The sequence below is a fragment of the Flavobacterium sp. FlaQc-57 genome, assembly GCF_044007395.1.
Lineage (GTDB): Bacteria > Bacteroidota > Bacteroidia > Flavobacteriales > Flavobacteriaceae > Flavobacterium.
The window spans coordinates 296,469-321,753 of record NZ_JBIPDA010000001.1 but is presented as its reverse complement, the minus strand read 5'-3'; the positions used below and the strand labels follow the sequence as shown (position 1 = coordinate 321,753).

The 25,285-nt window shown below is 34.8% G+C and carries 12 protein-coding genes; 6 read left to right on the top strand and 6 right to left on the bottom strand.

Going from position 1 to position 25,285, the window contains the following annotated elements:
* Nucleotides 1–88: 88 nt before the first annotated feature.
* The 3 genes from ACHRVZ_RS01415 to ACHRVZ_RS01405 all read right to left on the bottom strand — a co-directional run bounded on the left by ACHRVZ_RS01415 (nt 89) and on the right by ACHRVZ_RS01405 (nt 6,774).
* Complete coding sequence (locus ACHRVZ_RS01415) at nt 89–1,855, bottom strand: RagB/SusD family nutrient uptake outer membrane protein (RefSeq protein ID WP_395420284.1); 1,767 nt, start codon at nt 1,853–1,855, stop codon at nt 89–91.
* An 11-nt stretch (nt 1,856–1,866) separates the two neighbouring features.
* Entirely contained in the window at nt 1,867–5,025 is a 3,159-nt protein-coding gene (locus tag ACHRVZ_RS01410) for a SusC/RagA family TonB-linked outer membrane protein (RefSeq protein ID WP_395420283.1), read from the bottom strand.
* A gap of 63 nt (nt 5,026–5,088) precedes the next feature.
* Nucleotides 5,089–6,774 carry a sulfatase gene (locus ACHRVZ_RS01405; protein ID WP_395420282.1) on the bottom strand — a complete coding sequence of 562 codons (1,686 nt, stop codon included), beginning with the start codon at nt 6,772–6,774 and terminating at the stop codon, nt 5,089–5,091.
* Between the two features lie 189 nt (nt 6,775–6,963).
* Between ACHRVZ_RS01405 and ACHRVZ_RS01400 the strand changes: the two genes are divergently transcribed.
* From ACHRVZ_RS01400 to ACHRVZ_RS01375, 6 genes are all read left to right on the top strand, one after another.
* Nucleotides 6,964–9,969, top strand: a complete 3,006-nt coding sequence (locus ACHRVZ_RS01400; RefSeq protein ID WP_395420281.1) for a triple tyrosine motif-containing protein — start codon at nt 6,964–6,966, stop codon at nt 9,967–9,969.
* Between the two features lie 421 nt (nt 9,970–10,390).
* Nucleotides 10,391–11,218 carry a glycoside hydrolase family 16 protein gene (locus ACHRVZ_RS01395; RefSeq protein WP_395420280.1) on the top strand — a complete coding sequence of 276 codons (828 nt, stop codon included), beginning with the start codon at nt 10,391–10,393 and terminating at the stop codon, nt 11,216–11,218.
* 67 nt (nt 11,219–11,285) lie between these two features.
* Nucleotides 11,286–13,004: a beta-N-acetylhexosaminidase gene (locus tag ACHRVZ_RS01390; RefSeq protein WP_395420279.1), complete on the top strand. Its 1,719-nt coding sequence runs from the start codon at nt 11,286–11,288 to the stop codon at nt 13,002–13,004.
* 274 nt (nt 13,005–13,278) lie between these two features.
* Entirely contained in the window at nt 13,279–15,714 is a 2,436-nt protein-coding gene (galA, locus tag ACHRVZ_RS01385; protein WP_395420278.1) for a beta-galactosidase GalA, read from the top strand.
* A 256-nt stretch (nt 15,715–15,970) separates the two neighbouring features.
* On the top strand, nt 15,971–18,571 hold the full coding sequence (locus ACHRVZ_RS01380; RefSeq protein ID WP_395420277.1) for a LamG-like jellyroll fold domain-containing protein: 2,601 nt from the start codon (nt 15,971–15,973) through the stop codon (nt 18,569–18,571).
* Nucleotides 18,572–18,590: 19 nt separating this feature from the next.
* Nucleotides 18,591–20,099 carry an alpha-L-fucosidase gene (locus ACHRVZ_RS01375; protein WP_395420275.1) on the top strand — a complete coding sequence of 503 codons (1,509 nt, stop codon included), beginning with the start codon at nt 18,591–18,593 and terminating at the stop codon, nt 20,097–20,099.
* A gap of 106 nt (nt 20,100–20,205) precedes the next feature.
* Here the strand turns inward: ACHRVZ_RS01375 and ACHRVZ_RS01370 are convergent, their stop codons facing one another.
* The 3 genes from ACHRVZ_RS01370 to ACHRVZ_RS01360 form a co-directional block, all read right to left on the bottom strand.
* Nucleotides 20,206–21,111 carry an LD-carboxypeptidase gene (locus tag ACHRVZ_RS01370; protein WP_395420274.1) on the bottom strand — a complete coding sequence of 302 codons (906 nt, stop codon included), beginning with the start codon at nt 21,109–21,111 and terminating at the stop codon, nt 20,206–20,208.
* Between the two features lie 201 nt (nt 21,112–21,312).
* Nucleotides 21,313–22,128, bottom strand: coding sequence for a tyrosine-protein phosphatase (locus tag ACHRVZ_RS01365; RefSeq protein WP_395420273.1), 816 nt, complete (start codon nt 22,126–22,128; stop codon nt 21,313–21,315).
* Nucleotides 22,129–22,162: 34 nt separating this feature from the next.
* Nucleotides 22,163–25,066: a TonB-dependent receptor gene (locus tag ACHRVZ_RS01360; RefSeq protein ID WP_395420271.1), complete on the bottom strand. Its 2,904-nt coding sequence runs from the start codon at nt 25,064–25,066 to the stop codon at nt 22,163–22,165.
* Nucleotides 25,067–25,285: the final 219 nt, after the last annotated feature.

The window sequence follows — 25,285 nt, the reverse complement described above, 5'->3', positions numbered from 1 at the left end:
TTCAAAACATACATTATATCCTTGCCGACATTGATTTATTGATTTATATCAGAGCAGACTATGTAAACTATTAAATTTATATTTCGATTTAGTAGCCAAAATTCTGATCTTCTTGATTGATATTGTTGTTATTATTTATTTCATCAGCAGGAATTGGAAGTACTAAATTCTTCTTTAAAAAATCTTCTGTAATATTACCATTACTAAGAATATAATCTCTGAATTGGCCTCCAACACTATTAGCAGTTTCAAGTTGGTATCTGTATTGAACATTCTTACTATTGTTGTGAAGCTCTATAACTTTTCTCAAATAGACAGTTCCTCTACGGCGAATATCTTCAAACAGTGATGGTTCTCCTGCCAATTCGAACATTCTTTCAAAAAAGATTTTATCACGCATTGCATCTTTACTTAAGGCAGTTTCAGTTTTTGGATAAACAGCTCCAGTTCCACCTGAATTTCTTGCACGATCTAAAACCTGATTTAAATAAGTTAACGCCTGACCACTATTTCCTAATTCATTTTCAACATCAGCCATTAATAATAATAGATCGGCATAACGAAAGAGCATTAAATTTTTAGGATCGTATTGCGCATTAGATAAAGTCGTCGAAAGTAATTTATTGTTTAATGGATGTAAATTTCTGTCGCCGGTACCCGTATTATTCCAAAGCGTTCTTAAACCTGCTGGCATAGTTGAAGCAGCACTAAAATTATAATCAGGATTTGTTGCTGTATTTCCTGCATTACGAGGAGCAGAAGCATACATATCATAAACAACAGGAGCAGTTACTGTACCCGTATTGTATAATGGATATGCATAATAAGTTTGAGCAGTATTTAAAGCGTTTGTCCATTTTGATAAATAGGTTGACTTCATACGGGGATCGTCAGGATAAGTACCGCGATGCAAGTCATAGAATGCTCTGTCAATTTTGATATTTCCAAAAGAAGGTTGAAGCGAAGCAATACGACCAAAATTAGCACTAGGACCAAAATTATAAGTAGTACGCAAATTTAATCCAATAGCATCAGTAAAATTAATTTGAAATATAGATTCAGGAGAATTGTTGCTATGAACCACCCATAAGTTGGCATAATTAGCTTCTAAGGCAAATTTTCCAATTGCTTTATCTCCGTATGATTTTGCCAAAGTATATAATGCAGTAGCATCAGTACCGTCAGCTTGAGCGTGGTTTGCCATAATCCAGTAACATTTGGCAACAAACGCAATCGCTACATCTTTTGTGGCTAAACCATCCATACTTTCGGTTAGAGGCAAGTTTTCGGATGCAAAAACTAAATCACTAATAGCTTGTTCATATACTTGAGTTCTGGTACTTAATGGCGTATGCAGATTTTTTGTTGTAAGCGGTTGTGTTATAATAGTAGCTTTTCCAAATAAGTTAGCCAATTGAAAATAAGTATATCCTCTTAAAAATCGTGCGTGTGCTATACATCTGGTTTTGTAAGCTTGAGAAAGACTGGAACCTTCTAATCCTTTCATTAGATAATTACTTTCAGAAACTACTCTGTACAATCCTGTCCACATATTGCTTAAAAGAGTGTTCTCTGCATAATTATCATATTTAATGGTACGTTCAAGACGATCACCATCAGTTTTTGACCAGTAAACTCCGTTAGAAGTTGTTACTTCGTGTAAGTATTGGCCGTAAACGGCAGCGTTTCCTAACCAACCGTAATTTTGCATTAAAACTGCTTCAGTTGTACTCTGACTATTAAAAACTGTTGTAGAGTTAAAACTATATTTAGGATCTTCGTCTAGAGAACATGATGTGCTAATGAGTGAGACCAAAACAATCATTAAGCTTGTTATATTGAATTTGATTTTCATAACTTAATTTTTTAAAACGTTAAATTTAAACCTAGGATAATTTGTCTCTGAACAGGAAAAGAATAAAGATCAAAACCTCTTCTTAACGGATCAAAGTTGAAAGATCTGCTTGCAGGATCATAACCGCTATAGCTGCTAATTGTGAAAGGATTTTTAGCAGATGCAAATATATCCAGACTGTTTAATCCTAGTTTACCCACGACATCTTCTCTTAAAGTATATCCCACAGTAATATCGGTACATCTTAAATAACTTCCGTCTTCAAGGTAGCGATCATAAATATGTCCGTTAACAATGTTACTGTTAATTGAAGGATATTCATTAGATGGGTTTGTAGTAGTCCATGCATTTGCAATTGCTGCAGGATTCATGTTTCGGTCTCCGCTTTGCAAATTAGCTAAATTATTATATCGGTTATTGGCGTTTATAATATCTCCGCCTTGTACACCAGAAAAAGAAGTACTAAAGCGTAATTGCTTATAGTTTAAACTCGTCTGAAAACCGTAAGTAAAGTCCGGATTTGGATCGCCAATAATAGTTTTATCTGCCAAATTAACAACACCATCACCGTTTACATCTACTACTTTTAGATTTCCGGGAGCTGCTGAATTTCCAAAAGGAGCAGCTACAGTATAAGTATCATTTTGCTGTACAATTCCATTAGTTTTAAAACCATAGAAAAGCCCCGGCGCCTGACCTTCGATAAAAATATTAGCGGCACCAAAATGATCGCCTGCCGTATTACCAAGAAAAGCAGTTATTGTTCCAAGAGAACCAAATGACCCCGGAGTATTTCCTATTTTATTAATAGTAGATGTATTGAAAGCAATGTTTCCTCCAAAAGTCCATTTAAGATCTTTTTTGCGAATAATATCCACATTTAATGTAGTTTCAATTCCTTTGTTTTGAATTTCACCTCTGTTAACCGTTAATGAAGTATAAGCAGTAGAACCTGGAATCGTAATACTTACCAATAAATCCTTAGTGGTTTTATTGTAAACGTCAACTGTACCGGATACTCTACTATCAAAGAAACCAAAATCGACACCTGCATTTACAGATTGTGTACTTTCCCATTTTAGATCAGGATTATTTATTCCGCTGACGCCTAAACCTTGAACCAGCGCTCCTGAACCTGTTGCATATCCTGAACCTACAGCTCCGTAACCAAATATAGTGGAGTATGGACCAATGTTTTGACTTCCAGTTTCTCCATAACCAACACGTAATTTAAATTGAGACAACCATTTGCTGGTACTCGCCAGAAAGTTTTCCTGAGTTGCATTCCAGGCCAAGGCGAAAGAAGGGAAATAACCCCATCTGTTTTTTTGGCTGAATTTGCTGGTTCCATCTGCACGCATTGTTCCTGTTACAACATATCTTCCGTCAAAAAATGAAGCATTTAATCTCCCTAAATAAGAGAATAATTGATAATCACTTTGTATTGGAGTCAAAATTTGTACACTCGTAGCAGTATGTAAACCGTCTGTACGTAAATTTTTGTACGTAAAGCCTTTTCCAACTGAACCCGTATTTAAAAACTGGTACGAATCGTAAGTTACACCAGCCGTAGCATCAATATCTACAACACCAACAGATTTGTTATAAAACAAAAGGTTTTCAATATTATAGTTGTTGCGTTCTAAACGGTCTTTGCTTAAGTAACCATTGTATAAATAACCGTTGTATAAACCTAAATCATACCAGTTTTTCTTTTCGACATTGTTTAAGTTGCCGCCGGTTCTAAAAGTGTATTTCAGGTTCTTAGTAATTTTATAGTCAATGTTTGAAGCTACAGAAAAACGGTACTCATTTGTAATATCATCATAGTCTGTAAGCCAACTTAAAACAGTACCTCTGGTATCTACGTCGTTTGCAAAAGTTACATCATCAGTAGGTCTAAAATAAGGTGCAGTATTTATCGCTGTGGACAAAAGGGCTCCCGAAATTCTGCCAACACTGTTTCCACCAGAGGTCATGTTATTTTTTCTTAGAAATCCGCTAAACTGAAAACCCATTGATAATCTGTCTGTAATAGCAGTATTTAAATTTAAACGGAAATCGCCATGAGTCAATCCAGTGTTTTTAACAATACCTTCGACATCTTTATAAGAAGTAGAAAAGCTGTATTTTGTTTTTTCAGATCCACCGCTTATATTTAAATTATATTCTCTTGATAATGCCGTTCTTGTAACTTCTTTTTGCCAATCTCTGTCTGTAAGAAGAGTTTCTTTAACAATGTTTTGTCCACTTTCATTCACACCAGTATAGACATACTTGATATCATTGCCAATAACGAATCTTTGATCACTAGGATATTTTGTATTCCAGAACGAAGCATATTCTCTAAGGTTCATAAGATCAATAAATTTCGTTGGGTTTGCCACAGAAAAAATTGCACTCACACGAATCGTTGCTTTTCCTGCTTTTCCTCTTTTGGTAGTAACTATAATAACACCGTTGGCACCACGAGAGCCATAAATTGCAGTTGCTGAGGCATCTTTTAAAATTTGAATATCTTCGATGTCATTTGGATTTATTCCTGCCAACGGATCTAGAGTAGGTTGATAATCTCCAGTAGAATTTCGCATTGTTTGCCCTGTAGATGGTTGAGGTACGTTATCAATTACATACAAAGGCTGGCTGTCCCCATTAAGAGAATTCGATCCGCGGATAGTGATAGAACCTGCTGCTCCCGGTGTTGAACCTCCTGTTGATACGCTAACTCCCGCGACTTTTCCTTGTAATAAATCGTCGATAGACGTTGCAATAGCAGCCTGATCACGACTTGGCTTAAAGGATGAAATAGCTCCGGTAAGATCTTTCTTTTTCATTGTACCGTATCCTACCACAACAACTTCGTTTAACTCTTGCGAATCATCTTTAAGAGAAACATTTATATCTTGCTCTGCATTAACAGTTTTTTCCTGAGTAATAAATCCCATGTAACTAAAAACTAATACATCACCTTTTTTTGCTTCCAGTTTGTACTTACCGTCAAAATCTGTAGAGGAACTTTTCGAGGTATTTTTAATCTGTATATTTACGCCCGGTATAGACGAACCTTTATCATTTGTAACCTGCCCGGTTACTACTTTTATTTGTGCAAGCAAAGTATTGCTGGCTACAATTATAAAAAGTAATGATAATATCAAACTTCTTTTGTTCATGAATCTGTGTTTAAATTGGTTAAAAAATAAAATTTTGGTTGGTTATTTAATAGTGTTTTATATTTATTCTGAATATTCTTTATGATTTGATTTCTTTACTGTTTTGCGATTGTTATAAAGCTGAATATAATAATTGTCTAAAGTCTCAGAATCTTTATATTTTACTCTTAACTCCTGTAGTTTAGTTTTCATCGTTGCAGCAATATCTTTATAAGCCGGATCGTCATAAACATTATGTAATTCGTTAGGATCTTTTTCTCGATCGTACAATTCCCAAGCATCAATATCATAATAAAAATGGATCAATTTGTACTTTTTTGTAGCAATTCCGTAATGTCTTTTAACAGCATGCTCTGCAGGATATTCGTAATAATGATAATAGATAGCATCTCTGTCCCATTTTTCTTTTTTGCCTAATAGTAACGGAACCAAACTTTTTCCCTGCATATCATTTGGAGCTTTAACTCCAGCGATTTCTAAGAATGTCTGCGCAAAATCAAGATTTTGTACCATCTCATCTTCAGTTGTTCCGGGCGCTATTTTATTGGGCCATTTTATTAAAAGTGGAGTTCTAAAAGATTCATTATACATGAAACGTTTATCAAACCAGCCGTGTTCGCCCAAATAAAAACCTTGATCTGAGGTATACACCACGACGGTGTTTTCTGAAAGCTTTTTATCATCCAGATAATCTAATAATCGACCCACATTTTCGTCAACAGATGCAATTGTCGCTAGGTAATCTTGCATATAGCGTTGATATTTCCAAATCGTCAGCTCTTTCGGACTCATTTTTGGATAGTTCTTTAAGAATTCTTCATTAATAGGACCATACACAGCATCCCAAGACGCACGTTCAGCCTTAGTCATTCGATTTAAACCCGTATTTAGTCTTCGTTCATTAATACCCAAACTATCCAAAACAGAACCTTCTAATTTATTATCATACGTTAAAAGCATATCTTTTAAAATGTTCATTTCGGCAGATTTAGCAGCACTAGATCTCGTACTATAATCGTCAAATAAAGTTTCAGGTAACGGAAATGTCTTTTTAGTAAACTCCTTATAATACTTTTCCTTAGGAAGCCACGGACGGTGCGGCGCTTTGTGCAAATACATCAATAAAAAAGGTTTTGTCTTATCTCGACCTTTCTCCAGCCAGTTTAAAGTTAAATCTGTAGTAATATCCGTTACATAACCTGTTATCGTAGTATCGCCTTTTTTAGTAATAAATTCCGGATTGTAATAATCGCCCTGATCAGGCAAAATCATAAATTCATCAAACCCTTTAGGATTGTTACCAAAGTGTAATTTTCCAAACATTGCAGTTTGGTAACCTGCTTTTTGCAGTAATTGCGGAAAAGTTACATTCGAAGTATCAAACTTACTTAAGTTATCTATTTTACCATTTAAGTGACTGTGTTTCCCCGTAAGGATTACGGCTCGAGATGGAGAGCAAATCGAATTGGTTACACTTGCATTCGTAAAAATCATTCCTTCTTGAGCAATGCGATCTATATTTGGAGTTTGCATTAATTTATTGTCATAAGCACTAATAGCTTGATAAGCATGATCATCAGACATTATAAAAATTATATTAGGCTTTTGTTTTTCAGTTACGTGATTTTTGTGAACTGAGCATGCAGTTATACATAAAATTACAGCTCCTAAGATTCCGTTTTTGGGAGCAAAGATGCTGTAATTTTTTATTTTAAAAGAGGGAAATAAGTTGATTGAAGTAAAATTCATTTTTTATAACTTTTATTGAGTAAACTATTGGTTAAATCAAAAACTAATTAGGGCAAAAATATCATTTGTATTAAATTATTGTTAATATTGCAGGCCTACATAAAGGTTACATGTGAGGAATTTTCAGGTTACATCCCTACTTTTGCGCCTATAGTCTTTAATGACTAAAAGCCAAAAAAAGAATAAATTATGATACTACGATTAAGGTTAATAAATTTTATATTTTTTGTATTTCTATTACAACAAACTGCTTTGCACTCTCAAACACATGCTTTACGATTTAAACGAATTACATCGCAACAGGGCTTAACCACAAATAGAGCCAATGCCGTATTTCAGGATTTTAACGGAGTACTTTGGGTAGGAAATAAAATAGGAATAAACAGCTTTGACGGAGAGCTAACAAAAGTGTATCACGTTGGTGAAAACAATAGCGTAAATCAATTTTTTGAAGACGTTTACAAGAACCTTTGGGTAGCCACAGAGTTTGGGCTTTACTTTTTTGATAAGAAACAGAATGATTTTGTTAGAATTAAAATCAATGCAGAAAAAATTAAGGTTTTATTTAATTCTAATGTATTATGCGCCTCACAAGTAAAAGGAAACGAACTACTAATAAGTGGAGGAAAAGGTTCTTTGGTCAAGTTTAAAGTTGATAATAAGGGACAGATCGTAGACAATTCAATTAAAATTTTAGACAAACGAAAGATAAACGGATATGTTATCAAAATTGTAAAAGGTTACGATTCCAGATTTTGGTTAGGTACAGATAAAGGCGAAGTATTTTATATAGAAAATGATGTTATAAAAGAATCAGGTTTTGCAAAATCCGGCAATAATTCATACATAAATGATATGTCTATTGATAATTTGGGTAATCTATGGATTGCTACAAACGGTAACGGACTTTATTCTTATGCGATTGAAAATACTACTGTAAAACATTTTTCTAAAAAAGGAAACCAGCAAGAATCAACCATAAATAATGATGTAGTAACAAAAGTGTATGCAGAAGGAAAAAATGTTTGGATTGGTACAGATGGAGGAGGACTCAATCTATACAGTCAGGATAAAAAAAGTTTCAATTATTATATGTACGACTTCGGGAACGAGTTCTCTATATCAGATAATTCTATTATCGACATACAACCCGGATTAAATGGCGTAATCTTATTAGGAACGGTGCATGGCGGAATATCCATTTTTCGAAATAATTATAAAACAGAAAATATTCCAGCTAAAAACTTCCATTTTTTAATTCAGGATCCGCAAGGTTCCCGCGTGATAGAAGACAGTTATAAAAACATTTGGTTATCAGCAGGAAGAGCAGGACTTCGAAGATATAATCCCAAAACAAAAGCATTAAATGTATTTTCCGGCACAGGATCCGGTACAGGATTTCGAGGAGATATAGTACTTTCTCTTTTTGAAGATTCGAATAAAAGACTTTGGGCAGGAACGCTCAGAGAAGGAGTTAATGTATATGATCTAAAAACGGATAAGTTTATAGACGTACCTAAAGGCAGAGAATTAAGAGGCGTTTTTTCAGTAGCCGAAGATAAAGAAAGCAATATTTGGGTTGGTCATAGAAATGGTATTACTATTTACAGCAAGGAGTTAAAATTGATAAATGAAATAAAACTCGCAGCCAATGTTAATTCAAATTCAAATCAGGTAAATTGTATTTATAAAGATCTTGCAGGAGCTATGTGGATTGGAACTACAGATGGCCTTTTTAAATATGAAAGGCGAGGCAACAGTTTTCTAAAGAGCAGTTACAAACACAATAGTAAAGACACTCGCTCTTTGAGCAGCAGTTATATATTATCAATTGATGAAACCTATGATCATTCGATTCTTGTGGGAACCTATGGCGAAGGATTGAACAAATATATAAGAAAGTCCGGAAAATTTGAAAAGGTTGTAAATGGCGATCGAATTAAAGGAGGAATTATACGTGGAATCTTGCAGGATAATCAAAAAAACATTTGGCTTAGCACAAACACAGGTTTAACAAAAATAGATTCAAACAACAACGTATCTAATTTTGGAATGGCCGATGGTATTTATCCATTTAATGGAGGTGCCGCAAGTTTAGATTCTGACGGAAAAATATTAATGGCTGGTGTTTATGGATTGTCTTATTTTAATCCTGAAAAATTAAACTATAAGATTTATTTTCCGCACGTTTATTTTACTTCAGTTAAAGGAGTTAACGGAAAAAAAGAGTTTGTTTATCCTTTTGCCGAATTAGCAAACGATACAGTAGTTATTGAACCCGACAATAAGTTTTTGAATATAAACTTTGCTTCGTCAGAGTTATATTCGAAAAGTAGTATCGAATATCAGTTTTTGATGGTTGGACTTGATGAGAATTGGCAAAACTTAAACGGACAAAATAAAATATCTTTTTCGAATTTAAATCCGGGCAAATATGAGTTAAGAGTTAGAGCAACTAATAATTTAAAATTGTGGGACAAAAAATATACCTCGCTGTACATTATTGTTAAGCCGTCATTTTGGCAAAGACCTATTGTGCGAATTATGATGGTTTTATATTTTATTGGAATGCTTTTATTATTGTACAATTGGAGAACTTCCAGCATTAAAAAACAGAAAGAAAAGCTTGAAAAACTTCTGGACTTAAAAACAATAGAGATCAAAGAACAAGAGCAAAAAATATCTCAGGACAAGATTTCTATCTTAGAATACGAGAAGCAAAATCAAGCCTTAAAGCAAAAAAAGTTAGAAGATGAGCTGACTTTTAAAATAGACGAACTCACCAATAATACGCTGCGAACCATACACAAAAACAATTTACTAAACGATATAAAAGACAAGCTTAAAATCGAAGTAAAAAGTAAAACCATTGATAAAACCAGTTTGCAAGGTATTGTTGATCATATTAATGATAGTTTTATACTCGATGCAGATTGGGAAAGTTTTTACACCGTTTTTAATCAAGTGCATCCTACCTTCATTAAAAGTCTAAAAAAGCAGTATCCCGCACTAAGTGAGCGCGAAGTAAGATTGTGTGCTTTGGTTTTAATTAATTTCTCTTCTCAGCACATAGCAACACTTTTTGGAATATCGTTAACCTCGGTAAAAGTAGCAAGGCATCGACTTCGAAAAAAACTAAATATACCAGCTAGCAAATCTGTGAAACAGTTTATGTCTGAGTTGCCACTTGAATAATCATTAAAAGTAAATTACAATAGCAAAAAATGATAAGTCTAAAAGCAAGCCATTTGCTTTTAGACTTTCAATATTCGTGAGTTATACTTTTTGATATTTGTTTGTATACTTCTTTTGCGGGATAAGTGCTTTATTAGTAGTTGTTTAGTTTTGTTTTTAAGCGCTAATGTAACTTAAATGTAGTAGTGAAGTAACGTATTTGTAACCCTTAAAAAAGCCGTCTAAGTAGTTTTAATTTTATTTTTGGACAGTCGAAGTTTAAGATTTAGTTACATTGAAATAATATAAAACTTCGAAACCATTTGGCTTAATCAAAAGATTTTATTTTGATTCTAGATTGCCATTTTTTCCTCTTAAAGAGAATAATCCGAACAATTCAATTTAATGAATGTCCGATAAAATAAAAATTATATAAAAAATAATGAAAAGAAATTATAGTAGTAGAATATTAATATTAGCTCTTGTTTATTGCGGATTTACGTCTTGTTCAGTTCGTAAGAATACAGTAGAAAAAAAGAATGCGATTACTTATAAGTTAGTATTAGAAGATAATTTTGATGGTAATGCATATAATACAAAGTTATGGAGTGCTTATCCGACTAAAAATGCAAAATCACCGTGGAATAGATTTGTAGTTGATGATAAAACTCTGACAGAAGTTAAAGATGGTAATTTGTTTGTAAGAGCGCGCTGGAATACTGAAGAAGAACGTCCAGAAACAGGCGCAATACAAACGAGAGATAAATTCAGTTTTAAATATGGAAAAATTGAAGTTAGAGCAAAATTTAGTAAAGCAGGACAGGGAGGATGGCCTGCAATATGGCTAATGCCTCAGAATCCAATATATCCGGAGTGGCCAAAAGGAGGTGAAATTGATATTATGGAAAGGCTCAATAATGACAATTTTGTCAATCAGGTAATTCATCAGAGCGATAGTGGTTTCAAGCCAATATCAACAGGAAAAACACCGTTGATTTCGCCTACAGAATACAATACGTACAGCGTAATAAAACTACCAAATCGCATAGAATTTTATGTAAATAATGTATTAGTTATGACACATGAACCCAAAGGTGACTTTGCTAAAAATTGGCCTTTTGAAACCGATTATTATATTATTTTGAATCATGCTTGTGCAGACAAAGGAAAGGCTGGTGTTAAATTTTGGCCCGGATTTGTAACCTCAACAGATGGATTTCCATACGAAATGGCAGTTGATTATGTAAAAGTTTGGAAAGCTGCCGATTAAAACATGATGGTTTAAAATTCAAAATTAAGTAAAAAAACTAACCAAAATAAACCAAAAACAAACCAATATGAAAAGGTGTCTAATACTACTATTATTAACCTGCATTTTATTTTCCGCATGTGTTAACCCTTATAAAAGTTCCAAAAATTCAGCGTCAGATTATCAGATAATACCAAAACCAGTATCATTAGAAATTGTCAAAGGGAAGTTTTTAGTAACTCCCGAAACCAAAATTTCAGGAACCTTAGATTTAGAAAATGAAGGACAATATTTAGCCTCATTTTTAACGCTAACTACAAAAATGAATATTCCGTTTGTAACAGAAGGTTCGGGTACTATTGAATTGAAAATAGATAAAAGCATTAATGAGGATGAAGGTTATGTACTTTCAGTTACGCCAGATAAAATTCTAATATCAGGAAAAAACTCTACAGGCGTTTTTTACGGCATTCAAACCTTAAGACAATTATTTCCGGCTTCGCTAGAAGCAGGAAATAGTGTTACAGATAAAATTACAATTCCGGCAGTTACGATCAAAGACAACCCGAGATTCTCATATAGAGGAATGCATCTGGATGCAGGAAGACATATTTTTCCTGTGTCGTTTGTAAAAAAGTACATCGATCTAATTGCCCTGCATAAAATGAATACGCTGCATTGGCATTTAACAGAGGATCAAGGCTGGCGCATAGAAATAAAAAAATATCCAAAACTTACCGAAATAGGATCTAAAAGATACGGAACCATTACAGGGCATTTTCATCAGGAAACAGGTAATGATGAGACAGAATATGGCGGTTTTTATACTCAGGAAGAAGTAAAGGATATCGTAAAATATGCCACTCAAAGACATATTACAGTTATTCCCGAAATCGAACTTCCCGGTCATGCAAGTGCCGCGATAGCCTCATATCCTTTTTTAAGCTGTTTTCCGGACGAACCTACATTTGTAACAAACAACATGGGATCGAAAGCAGGAAAAGAAGCGCAGGCAAAAGGAAATCCAAAAATTGTTCAGGAAACCTGGGGTGTATTTGATGACGTATTTTGCGCCGGAAACGAAAAGACCTTTGCGTTTTTAGAAGATGTTTTAGCCGAAATTATTCCACTGTTTCCTTCAGAATATGTTCATATTGGAGGAGACGAATGTCCAAAATCAAATTGGCAGCGTTGTCCGGCCTGTCAAAAAAGAATGAAGGATAATAAGCTGGCTAACGAACATGAACTGCAAAGTTATTTTATACAGCGCATGGAAAAATACTTAAACGCAAAAGGCAAAAAGATTATTGGTTGGGATGAAATTCTCGAAGGAGGTTTAGCACCAAATGCAACAGTAATGTCCTGGCGAGGAGAAAAAGGCGGAATCGAAGCTGCAAAACTGCATCATAACGTTATTATGACTCCGGGGACGCATTGTTATTTTGACAAATATCAGGTAGATAAACAGGATTATGCAAAAGAACCTTTAGCCATTGGAGGCTTTATATCTGTCGAAAAAGTGTACAGTTATGATCCAACACCAGACGCTTTAAGTTCTGAAGAGAAAAAATATATACTTGGTGCTCAAGCCAATGTTTGGACAGAATATATGGACACAACCAATTATGTCGAATATATGGTTTTGCCTAGAATGTCGGCCTTGTCAGAAGTAGTTTGGACTCCAAAAGAAAATAAGAATTGGAACGATTTTAAATTTCGTTTGAATACAATGAAAGTGCGTTATGATGCTTTGGGAGTAAATTATGCGAAACATGTTTTTGAAACTAAAAAGGATAGTACTCCCTGATATTGAGAAAATCGACCATAAAAATAACATAACTCGTTGGGTGTAATTACTTCTTCTGTTCACTTTGTTCGAGTCATCAAAAAATGTAATAAACACATAGAAACATAGATTCTATTGGTAAAAAAAGGAGATAAAAAGGAATATATTTCTGGCACATAGCAAACTATGTGTCTTTTAAAAAAGTGAAACGCCTTTTGAAGAAAACAAAACCTATGTTTCTATGTGTTAAAATAATTGCCCCGCTGGGTTAACAAACTATATATCGTAACTAAATATGAAGATTTCTATAAAAAATAAGTATTGGATTTTATTTTTGATGTTTTGCGTCTCCTCTCAAGTAGTTTATTCTCAGACTAAAACTTCAAAATCCAGACAAATCACCTCTTTAAATAAAAACTGGAAATTCCATTTAGGCAGTGCCAATAATCCATCAAAAGACTTTGACTACAGCATCGTTCGTAATTTTACCATTGCAGGCGGCGGCGGCGGTTGCATTGTTCCTGAATTTAAGGATGATGATTGGCGCACCGTAAATGTGCCACACGATTGGGCGGTTGAACTTCCTTTTGAATACCATAAACATTTTGATGTACAAAGTCATGGTTACAGACCCGTTGGCGGTTTTTATCCTGATAATAGCATTGGTTGGTACAGAAAACATTTTACGGTTGATAATACAAAAGAAGGACAACGTTTTATTATTCGTTTTGAAGGAGTTTATCGTGATTTCAAGATTTGGGTTAACAACAATTATATTGGAAGTACTTTTAGCGGATATTCTGAAAGTTCATTTGATATAACAGATTTTATAGAATTATCAAAAGACAATGTTATTGTAGTTCGCGTTGATGCCACCCAATATGAAGGCTGGTTTTATGAAGGAGCCGGAATTTACAGAAACGTTTTTCTGGAAACATTAAGTCCGGTTCATATTCCGGAGTATGGAGTTTACGTATCATCAAAAGTCGAAAAAGCGAAAGGAATAGTTCAGGCACAAACTTCTGTAAAGAATCAGGAAGGAAAAACTGTAGATTGTTCGGTCGTTTCTTATGTGGTAGATGCAAAAGGGACAAAGATTACTAAATCATTGACAGAAAAACTAACGGTTAAAAACAATGAAAGTGCTACAACAATTCAGAATTTCACCATTAATAAACCTGAATTATGGGATTTAGAAAACCCTAATTTATACCGATTGGTTTCGATTGTAAAAAAGAATGGGATAACGACAGACAGTACTCAAACCGAATTTGGAATCAGAAATTTTGTTTATGATGCAGAAAAAGGATTTTCGTTAAATGGAAAATCCATGAAAGTAAAAGGAATGTGCGTACATCAGGATCACGCTGGTGTTGGAACAGCAGTTCCGGACGCATTGGTGTATTACCGAATAAAATTATTGAAAGAAATGGGCGTTAACGCCTACCGTTGCAGTCATAATCCGCCATCAAAATCTGTTTTAGAAGCCTGCGATAAGTTAGGAATGATGGTTTTGGATGAGATTAGGGTAATTGGTACAGGTAAAGAATATTTTGAACAATTCGAAAAACTAATTTTAAGAGATCGCAACCACGCAAGCATCATGCTTTGGAGTCTTGGAAATGAAGAAACAGGAGTTCAGAATACCGATTTAGGGCGACGTATGGCGCATACTTTGGTACAAAGGCAAAAAGAGTTAGATCCTTCGAGATTGAGCACTTATGGAGGAAATAATGGTATTAAATATCTTGGTATAAATCAGGAAATGGATGTGAGAGGCTTCAATTACCACATTAAAGAATTAGACGATTATCATAAAGAACATCCTAAACAACCCATTATTTTTAGTGAAGTATCGAGTATGGTTAGCTCCAGAGGAATGTATGTAAAAGATTCCATAAAAGGTTATTTGCCGGATTATGATTTGAACAAACCACGTTGGGGACAAACCGCCGAAGAATGGTGGAAATTTACAGTCGACAGACCTTGGCTTATGGGAGGTTTTGTTTGGACAGGTTTTGATTATCGCGGAGAACCTACACCGTTTACCTGGCCTAACGTCAATTCACATTTTGGAATAATGGATGTTTGTGGTTTTCCAAAAAACACTTACTATTATTATCAAAGTTGGTGGACAGATAAAGACGTTATCAAGATTTACCCACATTGGAATGGTCATAAAACGGGTGAAAAAGTAAATGTTTGGTGCAATAGTAATGCAGACGAGGTCGAATTATTGTTAAACGGAAAGAGCCTCGGAAAAAAAGTAATGCCCAGAAACGGACATTTAGAATGGGACGTTGTATACGAACCCGGGAAACTCGAAGCTATTGGTTTAAAAAATGGAAAGACAATTCGAACTTTTGTAGAAACAACTGATAAAGCGTATCAAATTGTTTTGACACCTGACCGTAAAACTATTAATGCTGACGGAAATGATGTATCTGTCATAAATATAACTGTTTTGGATAACAAAGGAAGAGAAGTTCCTGATGCGATGAATTTGATTCAGTTTGCGCTTACTGGTGATGCTAGTATTCTCGGCGTAGGCAACGGAGATCCAAGTTCTCATGAAGCTGATAAATGTCTTGATGGCAATTGGAAACGTTCGTTATTTAACGGAAAATGTCAAATTATTCTTCAGTCTTCAGAAAAAGAAGGAGAGTTTGTATTGACAGCTTCTTCTGAAGGTTTGAAAAGTGCTACAACGGCTATTCTGATAAAAAATTAAGAGTGTAAAAAACTTAAAATCTCATTTAAATTATAAAGACATATTGAAGAAAGAGACATTTTAGTTTTGCATTAAAAATCAATAGCATATTAATGAATTTTCAAATTACTACTAGACACTTTCTGTTGTAGTGGCATGGATATTCTATGTTCTTAGATTAATTTTTTTGCCTGATAAAACGACTCTTTCTTTATAAAACCATTAAAAAAGAGTGCTTATAGATTGACCAAAAATTAACCAAAAACAACCGTTTATTATGAAAAAAGTATTACTTATTGCTTTTCTATTGACCATTAACCAGGTAATGAAAAGCCAGACTACCAACCAAAGTATCGCCTTTTCGGGCACGACAAGTAGTTACGCTTCTTTTGGAAATATTAATGAATTAAATGGAGTGAACCAGTTTTCTTTTGAAGCTTGGGTTTATATTAATGCTTGGAATGTAAATAGTTATGTTTTTAGTAAAACCGCTGCAACACTTCCTGCTCAAAATAGAATTGACATTCAGTTAGGACAGCTCTCAACAAAAAGATTATATTTTCATGTTGCCAACAATGGCAATAGTTATGCGCAAGTAGATAATTCGGCTATTGCAGTTGGACAATGGAATCATATCGTAATGGCTTATGACGGTACAAAGTCAGCCTACAATATGATTCGTGTTTATATCAATGGAACACAGGTTACAACTGGCATTACTTATTCTTCAGGAAACGGTACGCTTCCTACAAGTACTTCTAATTCAACGGGAGCTTTTGAACTAGGAAAAAGTTTTGATGGGCGCATCGATGAGGTCAAAATTTGGAATTATGCTATTGCGGCAGCAGATATTGAAATGAAGAACACCATTAATAAATACCATCCTTTGTACGCAAATCTAATTTCGTACTGGAAAATGGATAAAAGCGCCACATCAATTGTTGATACTAAAAACCTTTATCAAGGTACATTTACAGGTGCGTCTTTGGTACCCGTAACAGATAACAATGTTTTTAAATATAAGATTGTAAGCGGTTATATAAGATCTAATTTTTACGAAAGCGGACAAGTCAGCGAAGAATATGTTCGGAATAATAATGATTTAATATATCTGGCAGCCAATCCTTATGCAAATGGTGATTTATTTTTTGAATATCCTGTAAATAATGGTGTCTTGACAAACGCAACTTATCTTGCTAGTTTTGCTTCAAGAAATGGTTTGATGGATTTTTCCGGTTCCGGTGCTTCCATGAATTGTGGAGGCGATTTACTTAATAAATCGACAGCGGGACTTGGCTCATTTTCTTTTGCTACATGGGTCTATATTGATCAATGGATTGAAAATAGCAGTATTTTTAGAAAATACGAATCTGCAACCAAAAATATTGATTTACAATTAGGAGCAGCCGCGACAAATCAATTGATTTTTCATCTTTCCAACGGCGCAGATAATTATGTAACGGCTGATAATTCTGGAATTACAACAGGAGGATGGCACCATATTGCTGTAACTTATGCAGGAACTGCCGGAGCCAATCAACAAGTTAAAATATATGTTGATGGAGTTTCTGTACCCGTTTCCTATAAAAACGGCGACGGATTACTCGCTACAACCGGACCTTTTATTAGATCAAATTTTGAATTGGGAGTTAATTTTGATGGAAAATTAGACGAAACCAGCCTTAATTTATTGAGTTTAAGCAGTAGCGAAATCAATACAGTCAAGAATAACGAAATAGTGGTCGATTCCTGGAATGAAACCAAAACTTGCGCATATTGGAAATATGATGATATAGCTCAACCCGGAAAAGATTCAAGAACATGGCTAGGTGTATTAGATGGATTAAAACAAACATTGTCCGGTTATAATGGAGCCGAAATTCGTTTAGGAATTAGTGGAGGCGATTGGAAAACAATGATTGCAACACCTGCAGCCAGAACAAACTTTGCCAATAATGTAAAAAATATTGTAGAAACCTATGGTTTTGATGGAGTAGATTTAGATTTTGAATGGTGTTTGACCACTCAGGAATGGTCGGATTATAGTACTGCAATATTGGCTCTAAATACGGCATTATCTTCAACTTCAAATTTTAGTGTGACACTACATCCGTTGTATTATAAAATAAGTCCGGCTGCAATTTCAGCTCTTGATTATATATCGATACAGTCTTACGGTCCAAGTCCTGATCGATTTCCTTATACTGAATTTGTAAATAATATTACCGCGATGCTTAATTACGGATATCCTGCTCAGAAACTTATTATGGGAATGCCATTTTACGGTGCTACAACAGATAATTCGAAAGCTACCGTAAGCTATAGAGCAATAGTTGCTCAATATCCGTCACTCGATCCTTCATTGGATAATGTTTTAATGAATGCACCTACCTCAAAAGACATTACGTTTAACGGACAACAGACTATAATAAAAAAAACAAAATATGTTCGGGATATGGCATTAGCCGGAGTCATGTATTGGGATACGGCAACAGATGTAGATTATCTCAACCAACTTTCGCTTTTGCGAGCATTAAATACGGTTATGAATGCTAATCTGGAATTGACTGTTTCAGGCGGAAGTTTAACCAGTAGAAATCTTAATACCGAAACATTCGAAAATAGTTCTAACGATGTGGCTTCTGTTTTTTCAGTATATCCAAATCCTGCTCAAAATATTTTTACAATAGTGCTACCGGCTGAACAAAAGGGATTTATAAAAATCTATAATTTAGTTGGACAGCAATTATTTAGTCAATCCTTAAATAATCAAAAAGAGGTTAGTATCAATAGCAGTAACTTTATATCAGGTGTATATATCGTTAAGTATATTGATGAAAAAGGAAACTCGAAAACCACTAAGCTTATCAAAATTTAAACACTTTATAAAATATAAAATGAAAAAGAGAATACAGTTAATGCTTTTGATGACGGCTCTTACAACAGCAGGTTTTTCGCAAAGCAAAAATTTTGTCCGTATCGATAAATCAATGTCAGATGAAGAATTGGTTGAAATTGCAGCAACAATTACTCCCTCTCCACAGCAACTGCGCTGGCAGCGTTTAGAGATAACAGGTTTTATTCACTTTGGAATGAACACTTTTACAGGTAGAGAATGGGGAGAAGGAAAAGATGATCCTAAATTGTTTAATCCAACAGCTTTGGATGCGAGACAGTGGGTAAAAACCTGTAAAGATGCAGGAATTAAACAAGTCATTCTTACTGCAAAACACCACGATGGTTTTTGTTTATGGCCCACTAAAACAACAGAATACTCTGTGAAAAATAGCCCATGGAAAGACGGAAAAGGTGATGTTGTAAAAGAAGTTGCTGATGCCTGCAGAGAATTAGGAGTAGGTTTTGGTGTTTATTTATCGCCTTGGGACAGAAATAATGCTTCTTACGGAACAGCCGAATACAATGATTTTTTTATCGAACAATTAACAGAATTACTTACTCAATATGGCAAAGTTGATGAGGTTTGGTTTGATGGAGCAAACGGAGAAGGTCCTAACGGAAAAAAACAAGTATATGATTTTGAAAGATGGTATGCACATATTCGAAAATTACAGCCTCAAGCAGTTATTGCTGTTTCTGGTCCAGATGTACGTTGGGTAGGAACAGAAACAGGCCATGGACGAGAGCAGGAATGGAGTGTAGTGCCGGTTGGTAAAAATAAAAAATACAATGAAGGTTCGCAAACTAAGGCTGATGAACCACCATCCGGAAATAATAGAGGTCAGATTTTAGGAAGCCGCAGTCAATTGAGAGATGGCGATGCCTTAAAATGGTATCCTGCTGAAATGGATGTATCGATTCGTCCGGGTTGGTTTTATCACGAGGCTGAAGATGATAAAGTAAAAACAGCTGATTATCTTAAAGAAATCTATTTTCATTCCGTAGGACGAAATGGTGTTCTGTTATTAAATATTCCGCCAGATAAAAGAGGTTTGATTACTGATTTTGATCGTAAAGTTTTAAAAAGCTGGAAAGCAAAATTGGATAAAATATTTAAAACAAATCTTCTCAATGAGGCAAAGGGAATTGGTGCTGTTAAAAAAATAAAACCTTTGCTTGATGGTAATGATGCAACACATATTTCTTTTTCGATGAAAGGAAATGAAAATGTAGTCGAAATGAATTTGAAGAAAGAACAAACTTTTAACGTTTTACTACTTCAAGAAAATATCACTATTGGACAGCGAGTTGAAAGTTTTGTTTTTGAATATTGGGATGGTAAAGAATGGAAAAAAGCAACAGAAGGAACAACTATAGGTTTTAAACGCTTGCTGGAGTTTCCTACAGTCAAAGCATCTAATGTAAGATTACGCATTCTATCAGCAAGATTGCAACCTGCATTAGCAGAAATGGGATTGTATTTTGATGAAGAAAATAAGGTTAAATAAATTTTTTCCTTCTTGTGTTCGAATAAAAAAAAACATTTGTAATTATTGTTTTTTCCTGCAAGGTCACCGAGACTTTGCAGGATTTTTTATAATCTTATGGTATTTCTTAATTTTTAAACGTAACCGTAACAGAATTACCGTCTGGAGTAATTGTAATGGTTCTACCTAAAATCAAAGTCTGATTGTCTGGTTGATGCCCACAGGGAAAGTCAAAGTAAACAGGGTAATCAAATTCTTTTACTTCATCCAAAACTATTTCATAATCAGTTTTGCCGTATGGCAAATTATCTTCTTTAATATTAGTCATGGCACCCACCAAAATTGCCTTTAGGTTTGCTAATTTATTGTTTCTTTTTAGCGCGATTAATGCTTTGTCCAGGTGATATAAATATTCGTCAATATCTTCAAAAAACAATATTTTTCCAGTTGTATCAATATCCGAAACAGACCCGTTTAAAGCAAATAAAATAGATAAATTTCCGCCTACCAAAGTTCCCTCAACAGTGTTTTCGCTAAATTTGTTTTTTTGGCTTTTAGCAATTTTGTATGATAACGATTCTCCAAATAAAGCAGTTTTTATTGAGGCTACAGATTCTGGAGTAGCTCTTGGCATACCTTGCAACATCACAGCATGGATCGTTTCTATTTCCAATGTATGAATATGGCTGTGTAAAACTGTAATGTCGCTATATCCCACAATCCATTTTGGGTTTTTCTTAAAATTAGTAAAATCAAGTTGGTCGATAATTTTTATAGTTCCATAACCACCCCTCGTAAAAATGATCGCCTTTATGGTATCGTCGTCAAGCATTTTTTGCAAATCTTCGAGTCTTTCCTGATCTGTTCCAGCAAAACAGCCGTAAACATTATGAGCGTTTTCGCCAATAACAGGCTCTAAATTCCAGCTTTTTAAAATTTTAAGACCTTCTTCTATTTCTGTTGCGCTAACAGTTGTTGCAGGACTTACAATTCCGACTTTAGCTCCTGATTTTAGGTATGGCGGGGTAATCATGGTTTTTTATTTTTATTGGCGCTAAAATACCATTTTTAACTAATAGAGTAGAATTGGTAACCAAAATTTATAAACCTCAAAGTCATTTGATTTTGGAGGTTTTTGGTTAAAAATAATCAAATAAGCTTACTTGAGTCTTTTAAACAAAAAAGCGATTGAATAAATCAATCGCTTTTATAAAACAACAACATCTTGAAAACACTATTTAGTATATTTTTTTCTAAGAATATTTATTTCCTTTGGTCCAATTCCCATTTCCTGCTGTAAAAAATGCTCTATACTTCCGTATTGTGTTTTAAGGCCTGCGAAAAATGAACGGATAAGTTCCGGTTTTAATGCCATTTCATTTTCTATTTGTTCCTGGCTCAAACCGCTCATTTTCGCTAGAGGTGCCATCATACCTTTATTCATTTTCTTAAGGTAGGTATTTGATGCAACATAATCCTCTTCGATAGTTTTCTGAGGAACATTTAAGATATAAAGAAATAAGGCAGTAGCCATTCCTGTACGGTCTCTTCCGCCTGTACAATGGTACATTATGGCTTCTTTATTGTCTAGAACCAATAGTTTTACAAATAAAGGTCGGAATCGGTCTCCGCTGTATTTCACGGCATCTGTGCCATAGAATTTTTCAAGAAAACCTCCTTCTTTCAAAAGTTTAACCATTTGTGCAGGATTTGGAATACTATCGCTTCCGGCCGGACTAAGGGTATAATCTGTATTTTGTGGTAAACGGTCCGGAGCAGCTTTTGATTCTGCTACACCTCTAAAGTCTACTACGGTATGGATTCCTTTTTTATCTAAAAGTGAGACGTCGTCGTCGGTCAATTTATCAATAGCTGCACTTCGGTATACTTTCCCCCAAGCAACTTCTTTTCCGTCGGTAGTTTTGTATCCGCCTACATCCCTAAAATTTAATCCGCCCTTTAAAGGAACTACTCTTTTTATACTGTCTGTAAGTTGAGCATTTGCTAATGTCTGCACTAGTATAGCCATAACTAATATTGTCTTTTTCATTTTATTTTTGATTAATTTATTTAATTATTTGTTTTTAAAATATGTCATAACGTAAACCTGCCTGTCCACGGCTTCCATACCATTCTTGTGAAGTAATACGGCGTTTGTCATTACCCATATACATTTTAACAGGAGAGTCACTTAAGTTGTTTAACTCAATAAAGACCTTAAGTCTCTTGTTAATGTTCACAGTTGCAGATGCATCAATAGTAAAGTTCGAATCTGTCCAGATGTAATAATCAGGTCCTAATTGCTGATTGATAGATTCTACTGAATTTCCTCTGTAATTACCGGCAAGACGTAGCATTACTCCGTTGCGCTCATAAAAAAGGATCGCGTTAAATAAGTTTTTAGATTGATTTGGCAGGCTTGTTTTATCATTATAAACATTGGTTCCATTAACACGCGGTACTTCTGTCTTTGAATCTAAATAAGTATAGTTAAATTCTACTCCAAAACCACTCCAGAAACCGTCTAGAAAATCTAACCTTTTGTTGATTCCGGCTTCAAATCCAAATAAAGAGGCTTTGTTTAAGTTTTTTGCCTGAGTAACTAAGTAATCACTGCCATTAATGTTCTGCATGCTAACATCAGTAAATACAACATCAGTAATATTTTTGTAGAAAGCGCCGCCTGATAAAATTCCGACATTGTCAAAATAGTACTCTCCCATAAGATCAAAATTGTTACTAAAAGTAGGTTTCAAATCAGGATTTCCCTGAGTAATTGTCATTGGAGATGCAGTTGTATTTGTAGAACTTCCCGGTGTCATATCTCCAAAATTTGGACGAACAAATGTGCGTGTATAGGCAGCACGAAGATTTGATTTGTCGCTTAATTTGTATTTCAAATGCAGCATTGGAAGAAATGAGTTATAATTATTTTCTACTATCGACGGGCTAAGCGTTATTACTGCAGGAGTTCCTTGTGTTGTTGCTTTTGTACCATTTAAAGTCATAGCAGTATATTCGTTTCGTATACCTGCTACTATTTTGAAGTTGTCTGTAGCGTCGATTTCAGCCATTGCATATCCTGCAATTACATTTTCATCGCCGGTATAAAAAGAAGTTGCATTTGTTTTGGATGTAAAATCCATAAATCCGTTAGCGGTTTGAAAAGACTGCCCGTACATAGCAAACAGCTGATCTTTAGTTAATGGGTTTACTATGAACTGGCTGAAATCACCATTCATATTTCCGAAAAACTTGCTTCCGCTTGGGAAATTGGTTGTTTGTAAATTTGAAAGTGGTACTAAAGCCGGTGAATTTGGTATCCCGACTGCTGCTCCTGGCAGATAAACGAAATTAGACCCATAAGTATTTGTTCTGTCTTTATGACGGTATTTAGCACCAAACTTCAAATTGACTTTTGAACTAGCTTCCACTTTTAAATTGACTTGGCCAATTTGATCTCTTTCACTATTATTAAGCTGCGCAATTACCAATTGATTTAGTAATAGTTTTGTTGGATCCATTACTTCGTTTGGATTTGCAATACCTGTTTCAAAATGATCTACAGTACCACCAACTCCGTTTGGAGAATCAAAACCCCAGTAACGTTTTCCGTCGCTTGAAAGGTCATTGAAACCTCCCGTTATTTTTTGACGGAAAGTAGCAATAGGAAGCCCTTTGTTGCCTGAAGTAGGAGGAGTATCCAAATAATATTCGGATTTATGATTGCTGTAACTCCAGTCCAATTTAAATTTTTCGTTCATTTGGTGTTCACCGCCCACTTCAAAACCATTCAAAGCAGTTTGATAATGGGAGTATCTGTAATTGTATTGAAAACGAGAATTGGTATAATCGATATAAGATTCATAAACCGGACGAACGTCGTCAAATTTATTAGCCATTCCTCTGAAAAATATTTTATCAGAAGAAGTAAGCTTGTATTCGGCTCCAATATTTAACCCTTTAGTTTCGCGCTCTCCCATATAGCGTTTAAAAAGTACAGTATTAAGAGATCTTTTTTGCTGTACAACTGTTGCTCCCGTATTATAAGTAGCGGCAAACTCATCAGATCCCCATTGTCTGCTCCAGATGGCTCCGGAAACAATTACGCCAAGTTTGTTATTAAAAAATCGATCGCCGTAAGTTAAAGATGCATTATAAGTACCATTTTCACTAAATGTATTGTAACCTCCTGCCGCACTAACATTCAGCACACGTTTTGAGGGAGCAGTACGAGTAATGAAATTGATTGATCCTCCAATAGCATCTCCTTCCATATCAGGAGTTATTGCTTTTGCTACCTGTACATATTGAATCATTTCAGAAGGCACAGCATCTAATACAGATGATCGGTTTCCCATAACATTTGAACTAGGAAGACGATTACCATTAAACAGGGTAGAGGTCCATGCAAAAGGAGTTCCTCTAACAGTTGCCTGATCTGCCTCACCATGATAACGGGCAACGGCAACACCTTGCATACGCTGTACTGCTTCGGCAGCATTACGGTCCGGTAATTTTCCAATTGCATCTGCTGCCATCACATCCATAATGGCGAGTGAATTTTTCTTGATGCTGTATGCTTTTGCCTGAGATGGCGCCATTGTACCTTTAACAACAATTTCTTTCAGTGAACTTGAACCGTCAGGCGACATTTGGATCAGGCCAAGATCATTGATCCCTTTTACAAGATTTATAGTCAGCGTTTTTGTTTCAAAACCAATGTAACTGATTTCAATTACTATTTCTCCAGTCGTTGGAGCAGTAAGGGTAAAGGCACCTTGCAGATCTGAAATCACTGAATTGTTGAGTGTTTTAGCAACAACGTTCGCCGTTGGCAGTGTTCCAGCATCGCTGGTAACAATTCCTTTTATCGTCTGGGCATAAGTCGATACAAAAGAACTAATTGTAAAGAAGGTAATTAAGAATGTTTTTTTAAATTTCTTTTCTCGCTGGAGCAAAGATTTAAGAATAATTTTTGGTGTCATGTTTTGTAGTTTTCTGCAAAGATTGCTTCGAATTAAACCAGTAAACGACTTTATCGAACTAGAACTACTTTTGAGAAGTGTCAATCTTTTTGATTTTAAATAAGTGGTTAATTATCAGTGTTTTGCTTTTTGTTATTAAATTGTTATGAATCAATTTTTTGGTAATTAGTAAACATTAAATTAACAGCGTGATTCTACTTTAGCACAAAGATTTTTAAG